General features: G+C 52.9%; 13 protein-coding genes. 3 read left to right on the forward strand and 10 right to left on the reverse strand.

Translation table 11 applies throughout. The annotated features are described in order from the left end of the window. Positions 1 to 44 precede the first annotated feature (44 nt). From BLR64_RS08840 to BLR64_RS08855, 3 genes are all read right to left on the reverse strand, one after another. On the reverse strand, positions 45 to 1,004 hold the full coding sequence (locus tag BLR64_RS08840) for an alpha/beta fold hydrolase (protein ID WP_090713768.1): 960 nt from the start codon (positions 1,002 to 1,004) through the stop codon (positions 45 to 47). Between the two features lie 748 nt (positions 1,005 to 1,752). Beyond that, entirely contained in the window at positions 1,753 to 2,640 is an 888-nt protein-coding gene (locus BLR64_RS08850) for an AraC family transcriptional regulator (protein WP_090713770.1), read from the reverse strand. A gap of 296 nt (positions 2,641 to 2,936) precedes the next feature. Further along, positions 2,937 to 4,832, reverse strand: coding sequence for a PrkA family serine protein kinase (locus tag BLR64_RS08855; protein WP_090713771.1), 1,896 nt, complete (start codon positions 4,830 to 4,832; stop codon positions 2,937 to 2,939). Positions 4,833 to 5,097: 265 nt separating this feature from the next. Between BLR64_RS08855 and BLR64_RS08860 the strand changes: the two genes are divergently transcribed. Further along, entirely contained in the window at positions 5,098 to 5,922 is an 825-nt protein-coding gene (locus BLR64_RS08860) for a DUF2161 family putative PD-(D/E)XK-type phosphodiesterase (protein ID WP_090713772.1), read from the forward strand. A 1,188-nt stretch (positions 5,923 to 7,110) separates the two neighbouring features. Here BLR64_RS08860 and BLR64_RS08865 read toward each other — a convergent pair. Together BLR64_RS08865 and BLR64_RS08870 are read right to left on the reverse strand one after the other, a co-directional pair. After that, positions 7,111 to 8,331 carry an aminotransferase-like domain-containing protein gene (locus BLR64_RS08865; RefSeq protein ID WP_090713773.1) on the reverse strand — a complete coding sequence of 407 codons (1,221 nt, stop codon included), beginning with the start codon at positions 8,329 to 8,331 and terminating at the stop codon, positions 7,111 to 7,113. A 66-nt stretch (positions 8,332 to 8,397) separates the two neighbouring features. Continuing rightward, complete coding sequence (locus tag BLR64_RS08870) at positions 8,398 to 9,054, reverse strand: response regulator transcription factor (RefSeq protein WP_090713774.1); 657 nt, start codon at positions 9,052 to 9,054, stop codon at positions 8,398 to 8,400. A 288-nt stretch (positions 9,055 to 9,342) separates the two neighbouring features. On the opposite strand from BLR64_RS08870, the gene BLR64_RS08875 reads away from it, so the two are divergent. After that, positions 9,343 to 9,750: a hypothetical protein gene (locus tag BLR64_RS08875; RefSeq protein ID WP_090713775.1), complete on the forward strand. Its 408-nt coding sequence runs from the start codon at positions 9,343 to 9,345 to the stop codon at positions 9,748 to 9,750. Continuing rightward, positions 9,747 to 10,814 carry a phosphodiester glycosidase family protein gene (locus BLR64_RS08880; RefSeq protein WP_090713776.1) on the forward strand — a complete coding sequence of 356 codons (1,068 nt, stop codon included), beginning with the start codon at positions 9,747 to 9,749 and terminating at the stop codon, positions 10,812 to 10,814. Before BLR64_RS08875 ends, BLR64_RS08880 begins: the two co-directional genes overlap by 4 nt. Before the next feature lie 401 nt (positions 10,815 to 11,215). Here BLR64_RS08880 and BLR64_RS08885 read toward each other — a convergent pair whose 3' ends face one another. From BLR64_RS08885 to BLR64_RS08905, 5 genes are all read right to left on the reverse strand, one after another. Then, entirely contained in the window at positions 11,216 to 11,470 is a 255-nt protein-coding gene (locus tag BLR64_RS08885; RefSeq protein ID WP_090713777.1) for an AbrB/MazE/SpoVT family DNA-binding domain-containing protein, read from the reverse strand. Positions 11,471 to 11,595: 125 nt separating this feature from the next. After that, positions 11,596 to 12,060, reverse strand: a complete 465-nt coding sequence (gene trmL / locus BLR64_RS08890; protein WP_090713778.1) for a tRNA (uridine(34)/cytosine(34)/5-carboxymethylaminomethyluridine(34)-2'-O)-methyltransferase TrmL — start codon at positions 12,058 to 12,060, stop codon at positions 11,596 to 11,598. A 140-nt stretch (positions 12,061 to 12,200) separates the two neighbouring features. After that, positions 12,201 to 13,292 (reverse strand): 3-phosphoserine/phosphohydroxythreonine transaminase, encoded by a 1,092-nt coding sequence (gene serC / locus BLR64_RS08895; RefSeq protein WP_090713839.1) that lies wholly within the window; start codon positions 13,290 to 13,292, stop codon positions 12,201 to 12,203. Between the two features lie 105 nt (positions 13,293 to 13,397). Next, positions 13,398 to 14,282 (reverse strand): hypothetical protein, encoded by an 885-nt coding sequence (locus BLR64_RS08900; protein WP_090713779.1) that lies wholly within the window; start codon positions 14,280 to 14,282, stop codon positions 13,398 to 13,400. A 105-nt stretch (positions 14,283 to 14,387) separates the two neighbouring features. Continuing rightward, entirely contained in the window at positions 14,388 to 17,126 is a 2,739-nt protein-coding gene (locus tag BLR64_RS08905) for a GH36-type glycosyl hydrolase domain-containing protein (RefSeq protein WP_244157646.1), read from the reverse strand. Positions 17,127 to 17,547 lie beyond the last annotated feature (421 nt).

Raw genomic sequence — 17,547 nt, forward strand, 5'->3', positions numbered from 1 at the left:
TGCCAATGATAGCGCCTTTTATTTTACAATTCCAATGCAGGCTGCTATTCCCCAAGGAAAAACTGCATCGTACGGTCCCCGCCGCCCGGCAGATATTCATGCCCGAAGTCCGGGTAAACGACCAGCTGCTTGGGCGCGGTGATTTTGTTATAGGCTGCGAACTGGGTGGACGGGGGGCAGATGGTATCCATCAGACCGGTTATGAACAGCACCTCACCCTGAATACGGGAAGCCAGATACTGCAGGTCGATATAACCCAGCTTTTCAAAAACCTCGTCCTCCCGCTCATGCAGCGGATCGAACTTCCGGAAATAGATGCTCAGCTCATGGTAGGCATCCTTGGCCAGATCCATTTCCCATACGCGTTTGTAGTCACACAGGAACGGGTAAGTAGTAGCGGCTTTTTTCACCCGCGGCTCGAGTGCGGCACAGGCAATAGTAAGGGCTCCGCCCTGTGAACCGCCCATAGCATATACACGTTCCGGATCAACTCCCGGCAGCTCAAGCGCAATTTGTGCCAGACGGACGGTGTCGAGATAGATGTGGCGGAACAGCAGGTTATCCGGATGATCATCCAGCCCGCGGATAATATGTCCGTTATGCGTATTGCCCTTCACACCGCCTGTATCCTCCGACAATCCGCCCTGTCCGCGGCAGTCCAGTGCCAGCACCGAAAAGCCCAGCGAGACATAAGCAAGCTTATCCTGCCACTCACCGGCGTCACCCGTATAACCATGGAACTGCAGAACCGCAGGCTGCGGCGTACTCACTGCTCTCGAACGGAGGTATTTGGCATGGATGCGCGCACCGCGCACTCCCGTAAAGTACAGGTCAAAGCATTCGGCCTGCGGTGTCTGAAAAGTACTCGGAATCAGCTCAAGCTGCGTGTCTACCATGGCAAGCTCCCCCAGAGCGCGTTCCCAGTAAGCATCGAAGTCAGCCGGTCGCGGGTTTCTTCCCTGGTATTGTTTTAACTGTTCTAGTGGCATATCTACTAATGGCATTTGCGGAACTCCCTTTCAGCAATAGGTATACATTCTAACCCATTATAGAGTCCGCCGGGAATGATTGGTATTAGATGATCTTACGAAAAAAACGTTTGCAAAAGCTGCCTGGATGGTGTTACGGAGGTGGGGTTGGTTTTTACGGAGCGGTTGCGCCTGTAGTTAATCCTCTTGTAGCTTTCGTATTAGAGTCTGGAGGTACGCTCCCGCTTACAATTTTGCGCAAGAACGTTGGGGTTGGGGTTGGGGTTGGGGTTGGGGTTGGGGTTGGGGTTGGGGTTGGGGTTGGGGTTGGGGTTGGGTCTTGGCCTTTGGGTTTTGGGTTTTGGGTTTTGGGTTTTGCCCTTCGTTCTTGGCCTTTGGTCTTGGCTTTTGGAGTTGTCCTTTGCTCTTGGCCTTTTACCGCGATCAGCGGAAACAATTGAGTTATCCGGTAAGCGCAGCACCGGATAAGCCAGGGCGCCTGCTATGCTGCCATGCAACAAGCAAGCAGCACAGCACAGCGGCCGTGAAAATAAACAGGCAAATACTGGCCGGGTGAGCGTAACGGAGGGAATTTTGGAGCTGCAGGAGCGGTAGCGTCCGCCTTTAAGGTTGGATTTCGACCGCTGCACAGCGGCCTCAATCAGGAAATCCAACCTTAACAGCGGCCGGAAGCCCAAACATTCCCGTAGTGCAGCCCCTTCACCCGGACAATATTTGCCCCGCAGCAGCAGCACCGCAGCTGCACAACGTTAAAGTCCTATTTTCACGCCTGCACCCTCACAGGAATGTAAATCTCCATCACCGTATCCACCCGCGAATGGCAGCGTTCGTCATAGAATTCAAAGTCCAGCTTATCCTCGTCGAACGCATAACCGCTGGCCGGAAACCACTCCTCAAAAATGTACCTCCACGTGCTCCTGATCACCTGCACGAATACATCCGGGTCGCCGTTCTCTGTCCCGTCCACCGGCGGTGTGGTGAATACCGCATACTCCGCAGCCGGTACCTCCACAGTCAGCATATCCGGTGTCACTCTGGAGAAATCGTCAACGATAACGCCCAGCAGGTACACAGCATTGCCGTCGCCGTTAGCCGGTACACACAGTCCTACTTCACCGTGCCTGGGCGGATTAAGCATGTTATACATTTTGTCTTCCAGATTCTCACCCTCATACTGGCTCCAGAACGAGGCAATATCCTTCGTATAGCTGCTGTCCGCCACATTTGTCGCTATACCATAGCCTGCTGCCTTAAAAGCCGGCTTCGTCACAAACACCGGATTCATCACATACCCTCCGATCTCATATTCCGGACCATCCTGACGATACCCGGCCATCCGCGCCGCGTACTGCGAGGGACTGTAGCCGTAGGTTTTGCGGAACGCTTTGGTGAAGCCGCCGGGGGTCCCGAATCCGTAATCCAGCGCAATATCCGTCACACTCCGCCCGCTGAACAGCTCCACTGCCGCCAAAGACAGCTTCCGGCTGCGCACGTATTCCATTACCGTCACTTCCCTGCACAGGCTGAATACCCGGCAGAAATGGTACAGCGAATAGCCGGCCACAGCGGCAATCTCCTCAGCTGTCAGGTTTTCCTTAATATTTGCCTCAATATAATCAATGCATCGCTCTATATCTTTACTGTAGTTCACTGAGCAGCCCAGCCTTTCCCGTACGGTACCTTCATTATAGCAACCCGCTGCGCAGAGGACTGTTCCTGTTTTGCTGGATTATAGATTCAGGTACCGCGGGCATCTGAGGGGCTTCCTGCCCCATGATAAGCACCATAAGCAGCAAATGGAGCAGTACATACAGTCTCAACTGAATCTATGAGCACCCGTTCCTGCACCGCTTCCCGGAAGAAAAAAAGTGTGCCCGGCTGCCTTCATTGGCGGGCACACTTTTATTATGTTCATCCGGCTGGCATACCGGCAGCGCAGCCTTTGTCTTACCGATTCAGCAGGCTTCCGACATATTTCAGCAGCTCGTTGGCGCAGATCGGGCAGTAGTTATGCTCCTCGATCAGGCGTCTGGACACCTCATTGATCCGCTTCAGCTGGCTTTCATCGGGTGTTTTGGACGAGGTGGTGATCTTCACGATATCCTTCAGATCGGCAAACAGCTTCTTCTCGATCGCTTCGCGCAGCCGGTCATGGTTGTTGTATTCGAACTTTTTGCCCTTGCGCGAATAGGCCGAGATGCGGATCAGAATCTCCTCACGGAAGGCCTTTTTGGCATTTTCGGAGATGCCGATCTGCTCTTCAATCGAACGCATCAGCCGCTCATCCGGCTCCATCTCCTCATCCGTAAGCGGATCGCGGATTTTGGTCCAGTTGCAGTAGGCCTCGATATTGTCGAGGTAGTTCTCGAACAGCGTTTTGGCCGACTCTTCAAAGGAGTAGACGAATGCCTTCTGCACTTCGCTTTTGGCCAGAACATCGTATTCCTTGCGGGCAATGGAAATAAAGTTCAGGTAACGCTCGCGTTCCTCTTTGGTGATCGAAGGGTGGGAGTCCAGTCCGTCCTTGATTGCCCGCAGCACATCCAGCGCATTCATGCACTGCAGGTCGCCTTTGATCAAGGCGCTGGAAATCCGATTAATGACGTAACGCGGATCGATGCCGGACATGCCTTCATCCAGATACTCAGACTGCATTTCCTTCAGATCGGCTTCCTTGTAGCCCTCGACCTCTTCACCGTCGTACATCCGCAGTTTTTTGATCAGGTCCATGCCCTGCTTCTTGCTCTCCTTCAGCCGGGTCAGGATGGAGAAAATCGCGGCGGCCCGCAGGGCATGCGGCGCAATATGCACATGCTTCATATCGCTCTGGCCGATGAGCTTGGCGTAGATTTTTTCCTCTTCCGATACTCTCAGATTGTACGGAACCGGCATGACGATCATGCGGGACTGCAGCGCCTCGTTCTTTTTATTGGAGATAAAGGATTTGTACTCCGTTTCGTTGGTGTGGGCCACAATGAGCTCATCCGCACTGATCAGCGCGAACCGTCCGGCCTTGAAATTTCCTTCCTGAGTCAGGGACAGCAGGTTCCACAGGAACTTCTCGTCGCATTTCAGCATTTCCTGGAACTCCATCAGGCCGCGGTTGGCCTTGTTCAGCTCCCCGTCGAACCGGTAAGCGCGCGGATCGGATTCCGAGCCGTATTCCGTGATGGTCGAGAAGTCGATGCTGCCGGTAAGGTCGGCAATATCCTGGGACTTGGGATCAGAGGGGCTGAAGGTACCGATGCCGACACGTTCCTCTTCCGATAAAATAACGCGGGTGACCTTGACCTGTTCAATATCGCCGTGGTAATCATTTCTCAGCCGCATCTGGCAGGACGGGCACAAATTGCCTTCGATGCGCACCCCGAGCTCCCGTTCGATCTCCGGACGAAGCTCCAGCGGAATCAGGTGCAGCGGCTCCTCGTGCATCGGGCAGCCTTCAATCGCATATACGGCGCCGGCATCGGTACGCGAATACTGCTCCAGGCCCCGTTTTAACAGTGTAACCAGAGTCGATTTACCGCCGCTGACCGGCCCCATCAGCAGCAAAATCCGTTTGCGGACATCGAGCCGGCGTGCAGCGGAATGAAAGTATTCCTCCACCAGCTTCTCCACCGCACGGTCAAGCCCGAAGATCTCCTGCTCAAAAAACTTATACCGCTTGCGTCCGTTGATGTCCTCTACGCCGTGTGATTTGATCATGTCGTATACTCTGGAGTGAGCCGTCTTAGCGGGAGAGGGGTCTTTTCTCAGCAGTCCTATATAGTCCTTGAAGGTGCCGCTCCACGCCAAACGGTCATTCTCAGCCCGATACGAAGCTATACGCTCAAAAATGTCCATTGCTCGCTGCCTCCTCTTGCGCTCCTACTTGCTCGATTGGCTTTAAAAGTGTATTACATACCTATGCGGGGAGCCCGGAATAGTTGACCTCTTTTTTGCTGTGCTATAATAGAGAATCATTATGAATCATAGAACTTCACATATAACGTCAACTACCTGGTGATTGGAACCAGGGAAAAGGGAACGCAGAGAGCTCCGGGAGCTGTGAGGCTGTCCAAAACATGAATCAATCAATAAATCTGTATAGTGCACAGGAGTGACAACGATGGCGATCAAGCATGAAACGGAGCTGTACGCTCCTCTTAAGGCTTATTTTGAGCGGTATGGCTACTCGATCAAAGGGGAGGTGCGCACCTGCGATCTGGTCGGCCTGCGGGACGGTGAGGACCAGCCGCTGATTGTGGAGATGAAAAAAACGTTCAACCTCGCCCTGCTGCTGCAGGGGGTTGAACGTCTGCGCCTCAGCCCCAACGTCTACCTCGCCGTGGAACGCGCCAGAGACAAAAAAGGCGCGGTGAACCAGCGCTGGGGCGAGCTCACCGGGCTGTGCCGCCGGCTCGGCCTCGGGCTGATCACCGTCGTCTTCTACAAGACGAAGGCTCCGCTCGTCGAGGTGCTCGCGGAGCCGGGCGACGCGCCGCCTCAGGTGCGCAGCGGCGCACGGCGGCGCGAGAAGCTGCTTCTCGAGTTCCGCGAGCGCAGCGGGGACTACAACACCGGCGGCAGCACGCGCGTCAAGCTCGTGACGGCCTACCGTGAGAAGGCGCTGCGCGTGGCACTCGCGCTGCAGGCCGCTGAGGCCGACGCTGCGCTCGTCCTCGCTTCGGGGCGCGGCGGGCGGAGCCGCGCGCGCGGGGCAGGCGCCGATGCGCCTGCCGATAGCCCGGCCGCTGCGTCCGGCCGGGAAGGGATCACGCCCGCCGAGTTGCGCAGGCGGAGCGGGGTTCCTGGCGCTGCAGCGATTCTGCAGCGCAATTACTACCGCTGGTTCACCCGGGTGAACCGCGGGCGGTACACGCTTACGCCAGCCGGCACGGCCGCGCTGGTGGAATACGCCGCGATCGCCGAGATCAGCGCGGGCAAGGTGTAGGGCCGCAGCAGTGCAGCTGCGGCCTTGCTGCGGCTACATAGGCGTTACACTTGCGCCGTCCACTTGCCGCTTGCTTCCGCAGCGGCGCAGGGCTCATGCGGCTACAAAGGCGTTTAGCGCCGTCTATTTGCTGCATGCTTCCCGTTTCGGCACAGTCCTCATGCGCTTCTACAGCCTGCGCCTACCGCATGCTTCCACAGATGTGATAATCCACAAAAAGTAGAAGACTCCTCAGCATCTAGTTGGATTTTCGCCACTTAATTCGAGCAATTTGTTCCATTTGTTACGATTAGTTGGAAAATCGCCATTTATTTAAGCCTATAACCCTTGTTGAAGGGAAAAATTGAATAATTAAGTGGGGATTTTCCACTTAGATCATCCTTTCCGATAGTTTCCTCAGAAATAGATGGCAAATTTCCACTTAGCCCTAGCTAAAATACACTTATAAGATGACCCTAAGCCAATTAGACTGGTTTTAAGTGTACCCGCAGCCTGATGATTCCCGGTCCAAGTGACTCCGGCGGGGTACACCCAACTAATTAACTTTATTACTTATCTGCTCTAAAAAAAGACACTTTCCTCAACCGTCATCCATGGATAAAGAAATTCATGGTCCGGCAGATAGAAACGATTATTTCACCTCCACGCCGGGTCTCTTCCCGTCCACCATCAAAGTCTCCTCATAAATGATCAGCTTCATCAGGGAGGTTTTCCCTGCTTCGTTCCTGCCCAGCAGCACGACAATCCTCCCCCCGCTGAGTCTTCAGCTCCAGCCCGTTCAGCGCAGCTTTGCGGACATAGCTTTGCTAAGGCCTCTGCATTACAGTATGTCCTCCACAGCCATCCGTTTCCTTCAGTCCTGTATGTTCTCCACAGCCATCCGCTTCCTGCCTTCCTGTCTGTTTGAGCCTGCACCCAGCTTCATCAGCTTCTGGCCGTTAGACCAGCGTTTCCCCCCCGAAAATACCCATTTGCTGGTTACCGGGTCATAGTTTCAGTAACTCCCGTAGCCACAGTGCCTCAAACCCATACCGACCTTTCTTCCAGCCCTCTTCTCCCGGACATAAAAAAAGCAAGCCCCATCCTGGATGGAGCTTGCCTGTCTGCTGCGTATTCACAATTTATACTCGAAGGATTCTCGAATCATGTATTACCGTGCTCCTCACTTTACCGTACATCCCAGCCCTCTCAGCTCCGGGCTGTAAAATCTGTCACTGCCTCGCTCATCAGGTTCATGCCGAGCAGCAGCTCATCCCTGCCGGGATGGCTGAAGTTAAGGCGGATACGGTTGCCGCCGCCGTTTACGCTGCAGAGCTGGCCGGGAAGAAAAGCGACCCCTTTGGCCAGGGCTGCCTTCAGCAGCAGCATCGCGTCCAGCCCCTCCGGCAGCGAAACCCAGAGAAACATGCCGCCCTCCGGCAGGTCATATTCACTGTTCTTCCAGGCCGGACGCTTCAGCAGCTCAGTCATCAGCTTCAGCCGGGTACTGTATTCCCGGTTCAGAACAGCAATATGCTCCCGAAGATTAAAGGCCGTTACATCCAGCAGATAATGCAGCAGCCGCTGATTCAGCGAGCTGGACTGCCAGTCCGCCATCTGCTTCGCGGCAGCCATCATGGAGATCAGCTCCCGGCTGCCGGCAGCCCAGCCCGTCCGCAGAGCAGGCGCGACCGTCTTGCTGAACGAACCTATGTAGAGCACGTGCCCGCCTTTGCTGACATTCTCCAGAGCATAAAGCGATGGGTAATTAGCAACCGCAGATGAGCCGCCGGCACGCTTGAAATGCAAATCCCCATAGGAATCATCCTCGACGATAAGCAGGTTATGAGCGGTGCACAGCTCAAGCACCTCCTTACGCCGCTCCAGGCTCCATAGAATACCGCTCGGATTGGTATAGCTTGGCGTTGCAAACAGCATCTTGGGACGGTGCTGATGAATCTGGGCGCGCAAATGATCCGGGAGCAGCCCGTTGCGGTCTCCTTGGACAGGTATAATAACCGCCCCCTGCATCCGGAGCGCCTGCAATATTCCCGGAGAAGTCGGATTCTCAACCAGCACCCTGTCGCCGGGATCAATATAGACCCGGGACAGCAAATCGATGGCTTGTTGACTTCCCGTTGTCAGAAGAACTCCGCCTTCCGCAGTGTTCACTCCTTTTCCCTTCAGCCAGTCACCAGTCAGCCACTCACGCAGCGGCGCATAGCCCTCGGGATCACCGTACTGCAGTGCGCCCGCATCAGCCGTGATTACTGTCGAAGCTGCTTCCGCAAGCAGTGATAGCGGGAACAATTCTTCTGCCGGCAGCTCTTCTGCCAGAGAGATTAATGTACCGCGCCGCGTCTGGGTTCGGATGCTGAGCTGCGGTGAAGAAACCAGCGTATGCGCACGGGCAGAAAACTCATACTTCATATTGTTCCCCCTTCCCTGGTACCAAGAATATTCCAGCGTGGCCGGTAATATGTCGCCAATGCCGGCTTACGCATAGATTTGCTTGTTCTGCCTTGAGAAAAGCGCGAACTTTTCAATCGCCTGGGCTCTCGTCGATACCTCCAGCTTCACATAAATCTTGCGCAGATAATTATCAATGGAACGTCGGCTCACTTCGATTTCAAGGGCGATTTTATCATAAGTGATTCCCTGCACAATCCTCTCCATGATGAACATTTCCGTCGCTGTCAGCTGCATTACACTGTCCAGCCCGCGTGAGGAGGTTACCGGCCGGTATCCCTTTTGTATCCAGGTCAGCGGAACTGACAAAAAGCCTTCCCGCAAGCCGTTAATCATCAAAAGCAGCTGCCGGGATGATGCCCCCTTGGACAGCACTCCGCTGGCTCCCAGCTCAAGCAGCGGCTGAAACAGCTCGCTGTCTTCTTCCTCGGTCATAATAATAAAATGCGCATCCTCGCAGCTGCTCTTCAGCTCCGACAGCACATGCTCCACATTGCCTTCCGGCATCTGATAATCCGCCAGCACCAGATCCGGCTGAAGCTCCTTCACACTGTACAGGCCTTCGCTCCAGCTGTTGTGCATGGCCAGAACAGCAAGCTCTCCTCCTTCCTCCAAAATCAGTTTAGTGCCCAGCATACTTGTGGGATGACATCCCACAATGACCACCCGCCAAACCTTCATCATTAATCCCCCAAACCTCCTGCTGTCTATATATTTACTCCGAGTGGAAAGCGCTATAAGCGTGTTTTGCTGATACGCAAGCAAGGATGGCTGATGATATATGTATAGTTCTTCCTTCTTTTTCCTTGAATACGCCCCTCAGATATTCCAATCTATAGAAATTGTATCGCAGTACTTTAATAGGATGCAATTACTTTTTCTCCTTTGCAATCCGGCTCTTTCACTTTTGCGAAACTTGTAAAAGTCTGATAGAATGAGGACTTGAAAAAAAGTGCTTGAGGTGATGATGAAATGCAACCGCTAGCGGAATCGACCCCTGTACACTCGCGGCGCACTGCAGTGAGAAAAGGCCCTTCCGTAAAATGGTTTTTACTGTTCTGGATTGTGATGATTGGAGTAGGTGCATATGCCGTCTACAGCTACACCAACCATCTGAAGCAGCAGGTGCTGGCTGAGCTCGGCAATCAGAGCCGGCAGCAGCTTACCGTTTTGCAAAACGATTACGAGGCGCGGATCGCCGTCCTCTCCGAAGAAGTGAAGGAGCTGCAGAGCACGGTGCAGACCTTCAATGAACTGCTGACGTTTACCAAAGATAACGCAAGCAATAAGACCGACAACAGCAATAAGCTTTACACCCAGCTAAGCGAGGTCAAGAAGCAGCTGGATGCGCTCAAGAAAGAGATGGATCTGTTAAAATGATGACCCCTGTCAAAAGAGTCAACCGTTTCTTCATGCTTCTGACGGCTCCTTTTATCGGACTCCTGATTGCCCTGTGGGCATATCAGCCCAAGCTGACACTGGATCTGGATACGAGCAAGTTTGCTGCCGCTCCCGGACCGCTTGAACAGACGGCCCAGCTGAAACAGGATTTGCTGCAAGCCCAGAATGCCGCATCCTACACCATCGATGCGATAGGGGCCACTGCCACACTGTACAACCGGACCACGAATGCGATGAATTCGCTGGTCACCACAGCTGCAGCCCAGGTATCCCGTCCGGAGCTGATCTATAACAGACGGATCACGGCAAGGCTCGGCGTCCCCGCGGATGTCATCAGCAGTGACCGGATTACCATTGAATTATACCGGCTGAACCCCGGAAACTATAAAGCATATGCTTTAAAAATCAAACTGAAGGATGCTGCAGCAATGAAAATGAGCCTGGCCGGCGACGGCACCGGCCAGGCAGAAACAACTATGCAGGCCGTTAACCGTTATGGCGCGGTTGCCGGCATCAACGCCGGCGGCTTTGCCGACCAGAACGGCAAGCGGTATCCATTGTCCACGACCATTGCGAACGGCAGCTATCTGTACGGCTTTGAACCAACCTATAAGGATCTCAGCTTCGTCGGCCTCAGCAAAGCAGGCAAGCTGATCGGCGGCAAATTCAGCAGCAAGGTACAGCTTGATCAGCTTGAACCGGCATTTGGCGCAACCTTTGTGCCTGTACTGATCAAAAACGGCATGCTGCAGCCCATTCCTTTGAAATGGCAGATAAGTCCCAAGCGTGCCCCGCGTACCATAATAGGCAAGTATAAAGATGACCAGCTGCTTGTGCTGGTTGCCGATGGTTATAACGAGAGCGGCAATTCCGGGGCAACTCTTATGGAATTACAGAGCAAGCTGTGGCGTATGGGTGTAGTCGATGCCTATAATCTGGACGGCGGAGGCTCATCCTCACTGATATTCCGGGGCAAAGTCATCAACAAGCCGTCTGACGGAGTTCTCCGGCAGGTGCCCACCAATTTCCTGTTTTTCAAGTAGCATCTTTTCTAATGCATGCTTTCGTTTGTTCCATACGGTATCCTGTCAATGTCTTTTCTCACTTTTCCGCTTTTAATTTATGGCTGCGGCAGGTTATAATCAGGATAACGTTTACACAATCCTTTACGGAGGTGTCCAGCATGTCGTTCTCCTTAACCTTTTGGATTGTCACTCTCGTACTCCTGCTGTTTCTGACAGGTATACTAACCGCCGCCTACAACGATGATAAGACCAAGGGCTTGTAGCTGAGGGACGTAACCCTTAAGGCGCACGCCGCTCTGAACCCGAAAAAACGCCGCACAATGTGCGGCGTTTTTTCGGTGTTGGCCCGCTGTGAATCCGCAGTACCAGGACTATGTAGGAATGTTGCTTGCCGCCTTCTCCGGGAGAAAGGACAGGACCTAAGCGTGTCTCGGCAATTGCGTCATCTCTGACAAACAATCTGCACAGATATAACGTTCCTTATACTCGCTTACGCCTTCCATTGATCCGCAGAATACACATTTGGGACGGTAGCGCTCCAAAATGATGTGGTCTCCCTGTACAAGAATTTCTACCGGGTCCCCCTCATTCATTTGGTACCTTTTACGCAGAGACTTAGGCAGAACAATTCTACCCAGCTGATCTACTTTACGAACTACGCCAGCAGGTTTCATATCTTACGTACACCTCTCCTATTCAACTATTAATTAGTAGTTACTACTTTTTTCGGCAGTATTCTTCTATTTCGTTATTCATATTGTCGAATCCTGCTGAAAAAAACAAAAAATCATGTCTACTTTTAAAAAAGTTCCGGAAAGTCCAGCTGACGCAGTGCTTCATAGACAATAATCGCTGCCGAATTGGATAAATTCAGCGATCTGACCGCCTGCCCCATCGGCATGCGCATCGCTGTTTCTTTCCCTGCTTCCAGGATTTCAGGCGACAACCCCTTGGTCTCTTTGCCGAAGACAAAAAAATCGCCATCCCGGAAGGCGAAGTCTGTATACCTCTTCTCTGCCTTGGTCGTAGCGTAGAAAAAACGTCCTTCGCTGTATTTCTCCAGTACCTCCGCGAACGAATCGTGATATTCAATGGTGACGGCATGCCAGTAATCCAGGCCCGCCCGCTTCAGCGTCGCATCGTCGGTCCGGAAGCCCAGCGGCCGGACAAGATGAAGATGGGTGCCGGTAGCAGCACAGGTACGGGCAATATTGCCGGTGTTCGCCGGAATTTCCGGTTCAACCAGCACAATGTGTAATGCCATTAGGGTAAACTTCCTCTCTGTAGGCTTCAATAGCCCTGTGTTGTAAGTAAACATACAGCTCTAGGATGACAGACGGACTGTTCAAAGGCAAGCAGAAGACCTTCCGCCTAAGCAGCGGAAGGTCCGGAAATTTCAATCACTTAGCCTTGAGTTTGCCGGAAATGCTTCATGAAATCGGCAAGCGCCTTAACGCTCTCATAAGGAACAGCGTTATAAATCGAAGCACGCAAGCCTCCGACGCTGCGGTGTCCCTTGAGGCCGATGAAGCCTTCCTGCTCAGCTGCCTTGACGAACTGCTTCTCCAGCTCCTCGGACTGCATCCGGAAGGTAACGTTCATAATGGAACGGCTGCCTGCCTCTGCTACTCCGCGGTAGAAGCCGTCACTGCCGTCGATATGATCGTACAGCAGGCCGGATTTATCGCGGTTCTTGGATTCGATGCCGGCAAGACCACCCTGCTCCTCAATCCATTTTAACACTTCATTGACCATATATACAGAAAAGGATGGCGGCGTATTATACAGAGAGTTGTTCTTGTAATGTGTATCATAACGCAGGATTGTCGGAATGTTCGCAGGTGATTTGGCAATCAGCTCTTCCTTGGCAATCACTACAGTCACCCCGGAAGGTCCAAGATTCTTCTGCGCTCCGGCGTAGATCAGCCCGAATTTGCTGACATCAAAGGAACGGCTCAGAATGTCACTGGACATATCGGCAATCAGCGGTAGAGAACCTGTATCCGGATATTCCGCATATTGCGTCCCTTCAATGGTCTCATTGGAGGTAATGTGCAGGTAAGCCGCATTGTCAGCCGGCTTGATGCTGCCAAGCTCCGGAATGGCCAGGAACTTCTTGTCCTCGGAGGATGCGGCAACATGCGCTTCTCCTACCAGCTTCGCTTCCTTGAGTGCCTTGTCTGCCCAGCTTCCTGTCATTACATAGCTGCCGACTTGTCCGCTGGAGATGAGGTTCATCGGGATCATGGCGAACTGCGTGCTGGCTCCGCCCTGCACAAATAACACTTTGTAGCCTTCAGGATTGCCGAGCAGGGAAAGCAGACGCTCCTGCGCTTCATTATGCACGGATTCGTATATTGCCCCGCGGTGCGACATCTCCATAATGGACATTCCGCTTTCCCGGAAATCAACAAACTCCGCCTGTGCGCGTTCGAGTACTTCAAGCGGCAGCGCCGCCGGTCCTGCATTGAAATTGTATGCTCTCTTGCTCAAAATTGCCCCCATCCTTTCTCTCCTACGAATATGGATATCGCTATGATAGCAGCATTCCAACACGCCAGCAAGTATAATTATTCACATGTAGCGTAAGATCCCCGGGCTTCATAACGTGAAAAACTGATAGCTGCGGCTCCAATCCCTGCTGTGACGCGGTAAAATACTGATGTCCGCAAAAACCTCGGGAGAAATCACATGCTGCTCACCCCAGAGAGCCATCCGCTCCGGTCGGAAGCTTCCGCTCTCACGCACTCCTGCTCCGCTCGGCTTGTGGACCAGCTCCCAGTACCAATCCGCATCCCCCTTCTCCCAGCCGCTCAGCCGGCAATAGAACGGACGGTCAGGAACGGCAGTCCAGCTTACAACGTTACCCGACACATGCAGCAGCCCGGAGGTATACGAGGATTCCGGTTCATGCACACCGGCTTTTCCAGGCAGTTTCAGCTCATAGTCTTTCCCGGCAGGAGCATCATTGATTCCAACGAAGTTATGAATATACTCTTCCGTATGCAGCGGCTTTATTCCGGTATTTTCCAGTGAATAATCAATGATGAGCCGGTCCCCGTGCAGTGAGATCCGTTTGCTCAAAAGTATACCGTACCCCCGGCACTCCTCAGACTTCACCTTATACACTATTTCATGCCGGCTGCTTTCCGTCTTTATCTCTGAGGGGATGAGCGGGTACGCAGCCATAAAATCATAGGCAGCATTATCCGTCTTGTGCAGCAGCCCGACACCAGGCTTCGGAAACCACTCCCCGGCGGCAGCTTCCGCGTAGCCTATTGCCCGGGAGATGCCGAATTCGTTACACAGCCCGATCCCCCCGCTGCCTTTTCCTGCATGCAGACTCTCCGGAACACAAAAGGTATGCTTTCCGTCCTCCAGTGTGACCTGGGTAATAAAACCGGTCCAGTCGAACCTGGTACCGCTGTAATCTCCTGGCTCTGCAATATCCACAGTCAGAATTCCATTTGAAAGCTGGTGAGCCATTCTAATCCATCCTTTCCGATACAACCGCTTTTTCAGAGTCTATCAAAAAAGAGCCTGCAGCACCTTAAGAGGCAGCGCAGGCACTTCTCATTATTTATTTATTGATCAGGCGAGTTCAACCTTCAATTCATGAACCTGTCCTTCCGGCAATGCCTGCAGCACCGCACGCGGAATCAACACACCCTCTGAGACGCGCTGAAGCGTCACCACAGCGCCGTTCAGGGTAATACCGTGTATTTGGTACTCTCCATACTCAGCGCTTCCTGTGGACGTATAGACGACCTCCAGCTCACGTCCGGCAAACAGAGTCTTAATCGACGCCCTGCCCTGTGCATCAAACTGCTCCTTGACCAGCTTCGGTGCAAGCAGCAGATCACCCAGAAGTCCTTTAACGCCGAATACTTCTGTCACCATCGTCAGCAGCAGCCAGCTGGCCGAGCCGGTCAGATACGTATACATTCCTCTGCCTTTTTCATTGATATACTCCGGAATTCCCGGGTACATCCTGCTCAGCTCAAAATTCACACTAAGGCTGTACAGTGAATCAAGCACCTTGTATCCTTCTCGGACATAACCGCGTTTATACAGCGCATTCCCGTACATTACAGTCATATGGCTGAACATCGCCCCGTTTTCTTTATGGCCAAAAGCAAATCCGAAGGCACGGCCCAGGTTTTGCTGGATGCCGCCGAAGTCCGAATTCAGCCGGTAGCCGATTACGGCATCGAACAGGTTTCTTTCAACGGAAGCGATCATATGCGGAATCTGTTCAGGGGCTGCCGCGCGGCCGAGAAGCGGAAACACCTGTCCGGTAAGGGTCATCCGGACACCTCCGGCCGTCTCTCCTTCAACCCGTTCACCGTCATTATTGTAATAGCCGTTAAACCAGCCGCCGCCGTGAACACTTTCCACCCATTCATTACTGCGCAGGTGGCTGAAGATCCACTCTGCCTTGCGGGCCAGGTCATCTGCCACCTGCTCAAGCTTAAGCTCTGCGCGGATGCCGCTCACACGGTTCGGTGCAGCAGCATAATAGCGGTTAAGCCGTTCCTGCTTGGCGGATACAGATGCATAATCGACACTCTCGCCCAGGGAGTCCAGCAGCAGCAGCATTTCTTCCGCCAGCTCCAGCGTGCCGCTTCCCGTGCGGTCTTTCAGTGTGCGCAGCAGCTCAGACAGCTCATAAAGATTATCGCCATAGAAGGCGGTAAACGTAACACTCTCTCCACGCTGGGCCGCCATATCCAGCCCGTCATTCCAGTCTGCACCCTCCAGCAGAATGTTATTATGCTCACCCACATTGAAGAACGGAACCAGATTCTGCAGCAGAATATGCTCCAGAATCGTGCCGGTATAGACCTCACCTGCACTGGTGCGCAGGCTGCTGCCTGCAGCAGGCTCCCAGGAGCTGTCACGTTCGCGGCAGCGGCTCATAAAGGAGTCCCGGAAATAAGTCTGCTCCTGCAGCAGGAAATCCAGATCACCGCTCTGATTCAAATACAGCAGGGTTGTCATGAACGGCCACGCCCCATGGTCCATCCATACGCGCGGAATGTTATTCCGGTCGGCAATGAACTCTCCGGGGTGCTGACCGATGATGGTTGCATTGCTGCCGTCTATTCTCACTCCCGCATAATTATTCAGCAGCAGGCTGCGCACATCCTCCGGTTCCATGATCAGGAGGGCCAGGCAATCCTGCCATAAATCACGCCAGCCCCGGCCGCCGCGGCCGTAATCATGATAGGGCAGAAATGAGTTCCCGTACAGCCTGCGCAGCACCGGCTGCAAGGTAACCCATTTCATCCACTGGTCAGCGCTGTCATCCCCTGTATGGAAGGACACAGTGTTCACTTTGTCTGCCCAGAACTGCTTGTTAGCCGTAAGCTCGGCATCAAAAGCTGCAGCAGAGCCGTATTTTCCCATCAGTTCTTCTACATCAATCCGGTCATTGCCGATCACCATTACTACTACATACGAACGGCTCTGGCCCGGCAGGAGCGGAACTGAAGCGAATCTTATGCCTCCCAGCGCTTCATAACCCTCGCTATGTAGAGCTCCGTCCCGGCCGGACTGGGGCTCTGCATTCCATACTACCGCTTCGGGCCAGTCCAGACTGCCGCCTTCACCAATAAACTCTTCTTGAACAGGGAAGAAGCCAACAGGCAGAGCACCGTCCTCTTCCGCACCAAAAACACCATAGGACGTATGATTAACCCGGTGTCCGCGTTCATCAAAGGACAACGCCGGCTGAACCTCAACGCCATAGTCCAAGGTATAAATCCGGTTCAGCAGTGAAGTGACATGACGGTGATCCCGCAGATCATCTGCCGAACGTGCATACAGCGGAATGGCCGCAGTGGGCGTAATCAATATTTCCCCTGTTCCCATATTCGTCAGCACTACCTTCATCAGCTCAACCTTATCACTCCCTACTGGAACGAGACTGGTCACTTCCGCCTTGATGCCCAGCTGCCGGTTCTCCCGTGTGACCTTGTGCCACAGCAGCCCCGCTTCCAGCAGAGAATCGTCTGCAGTCTCCGAATAAGCCTCTGCATGCTGGCGGGCTGAATTCCCTGCTGCCGACCAGGCGCCTTTTCCGTCGATATAAACCCAGAAATTGCGGGAAGCCCGCGAATTGTGCAGATCCTCCACAGAGAGTGGCGGTGTCAGAAAGGTATTATGTCCCGAGGTTACCTGGCCATGAAGCTGCGGAGTGACCGAGGACATCATGCCCCCTTCGTTAACCAGCGGAAAATACAAGAAACTGCTCCGGTCAGGCTGCTCCAGGCTGAACTCCCCATTCTGCCCGGTGAACTGCCAGCCTGCTATTTTTTTGTGTGCCAAAGTATTCATCCTTCCAGATCATTTTTACGAAACCGTTTTCGGTTTTATTATTGCACCGTAAACAAATGTTGTAAAGAGATTTTTGGATAAACTGCTGTATATCATTAAGAGATAATTAATTTTCCGACTTAAATCCTGCAATATCAAGGGTTATTCCCATCCTCGTCTGCAATAGACACACTGTAGCAACCAGGTATAATCCGAAAACATTTCCGAAAATGCGACTAAATTATTTATTAAAGATGCTCAGTTAATTAAAATTTTGTCCAGAAAGAGATTCATAGCATACTAAATCTCATTTTAGCAAACGCATTCTTTTCTATTTATAATAAATTATTCTTTTTATTTGAACATATTTACGAAAATTTTTGCTACTTATTATTTAAAAAAGCATTTCCCTCCAAAAAAAGAACACAAAGAA

The organism is Paenibacillus typhae (assembly GCF_900099765.1).
In the GTDB taxonomy this organism is placed as follows: Bacteria; Bacillota; Bacilli; order Paenibacillales; family Paenibacillaceae; genus Paenibacillus_AQ; species Paenibacillus_AQ typhae.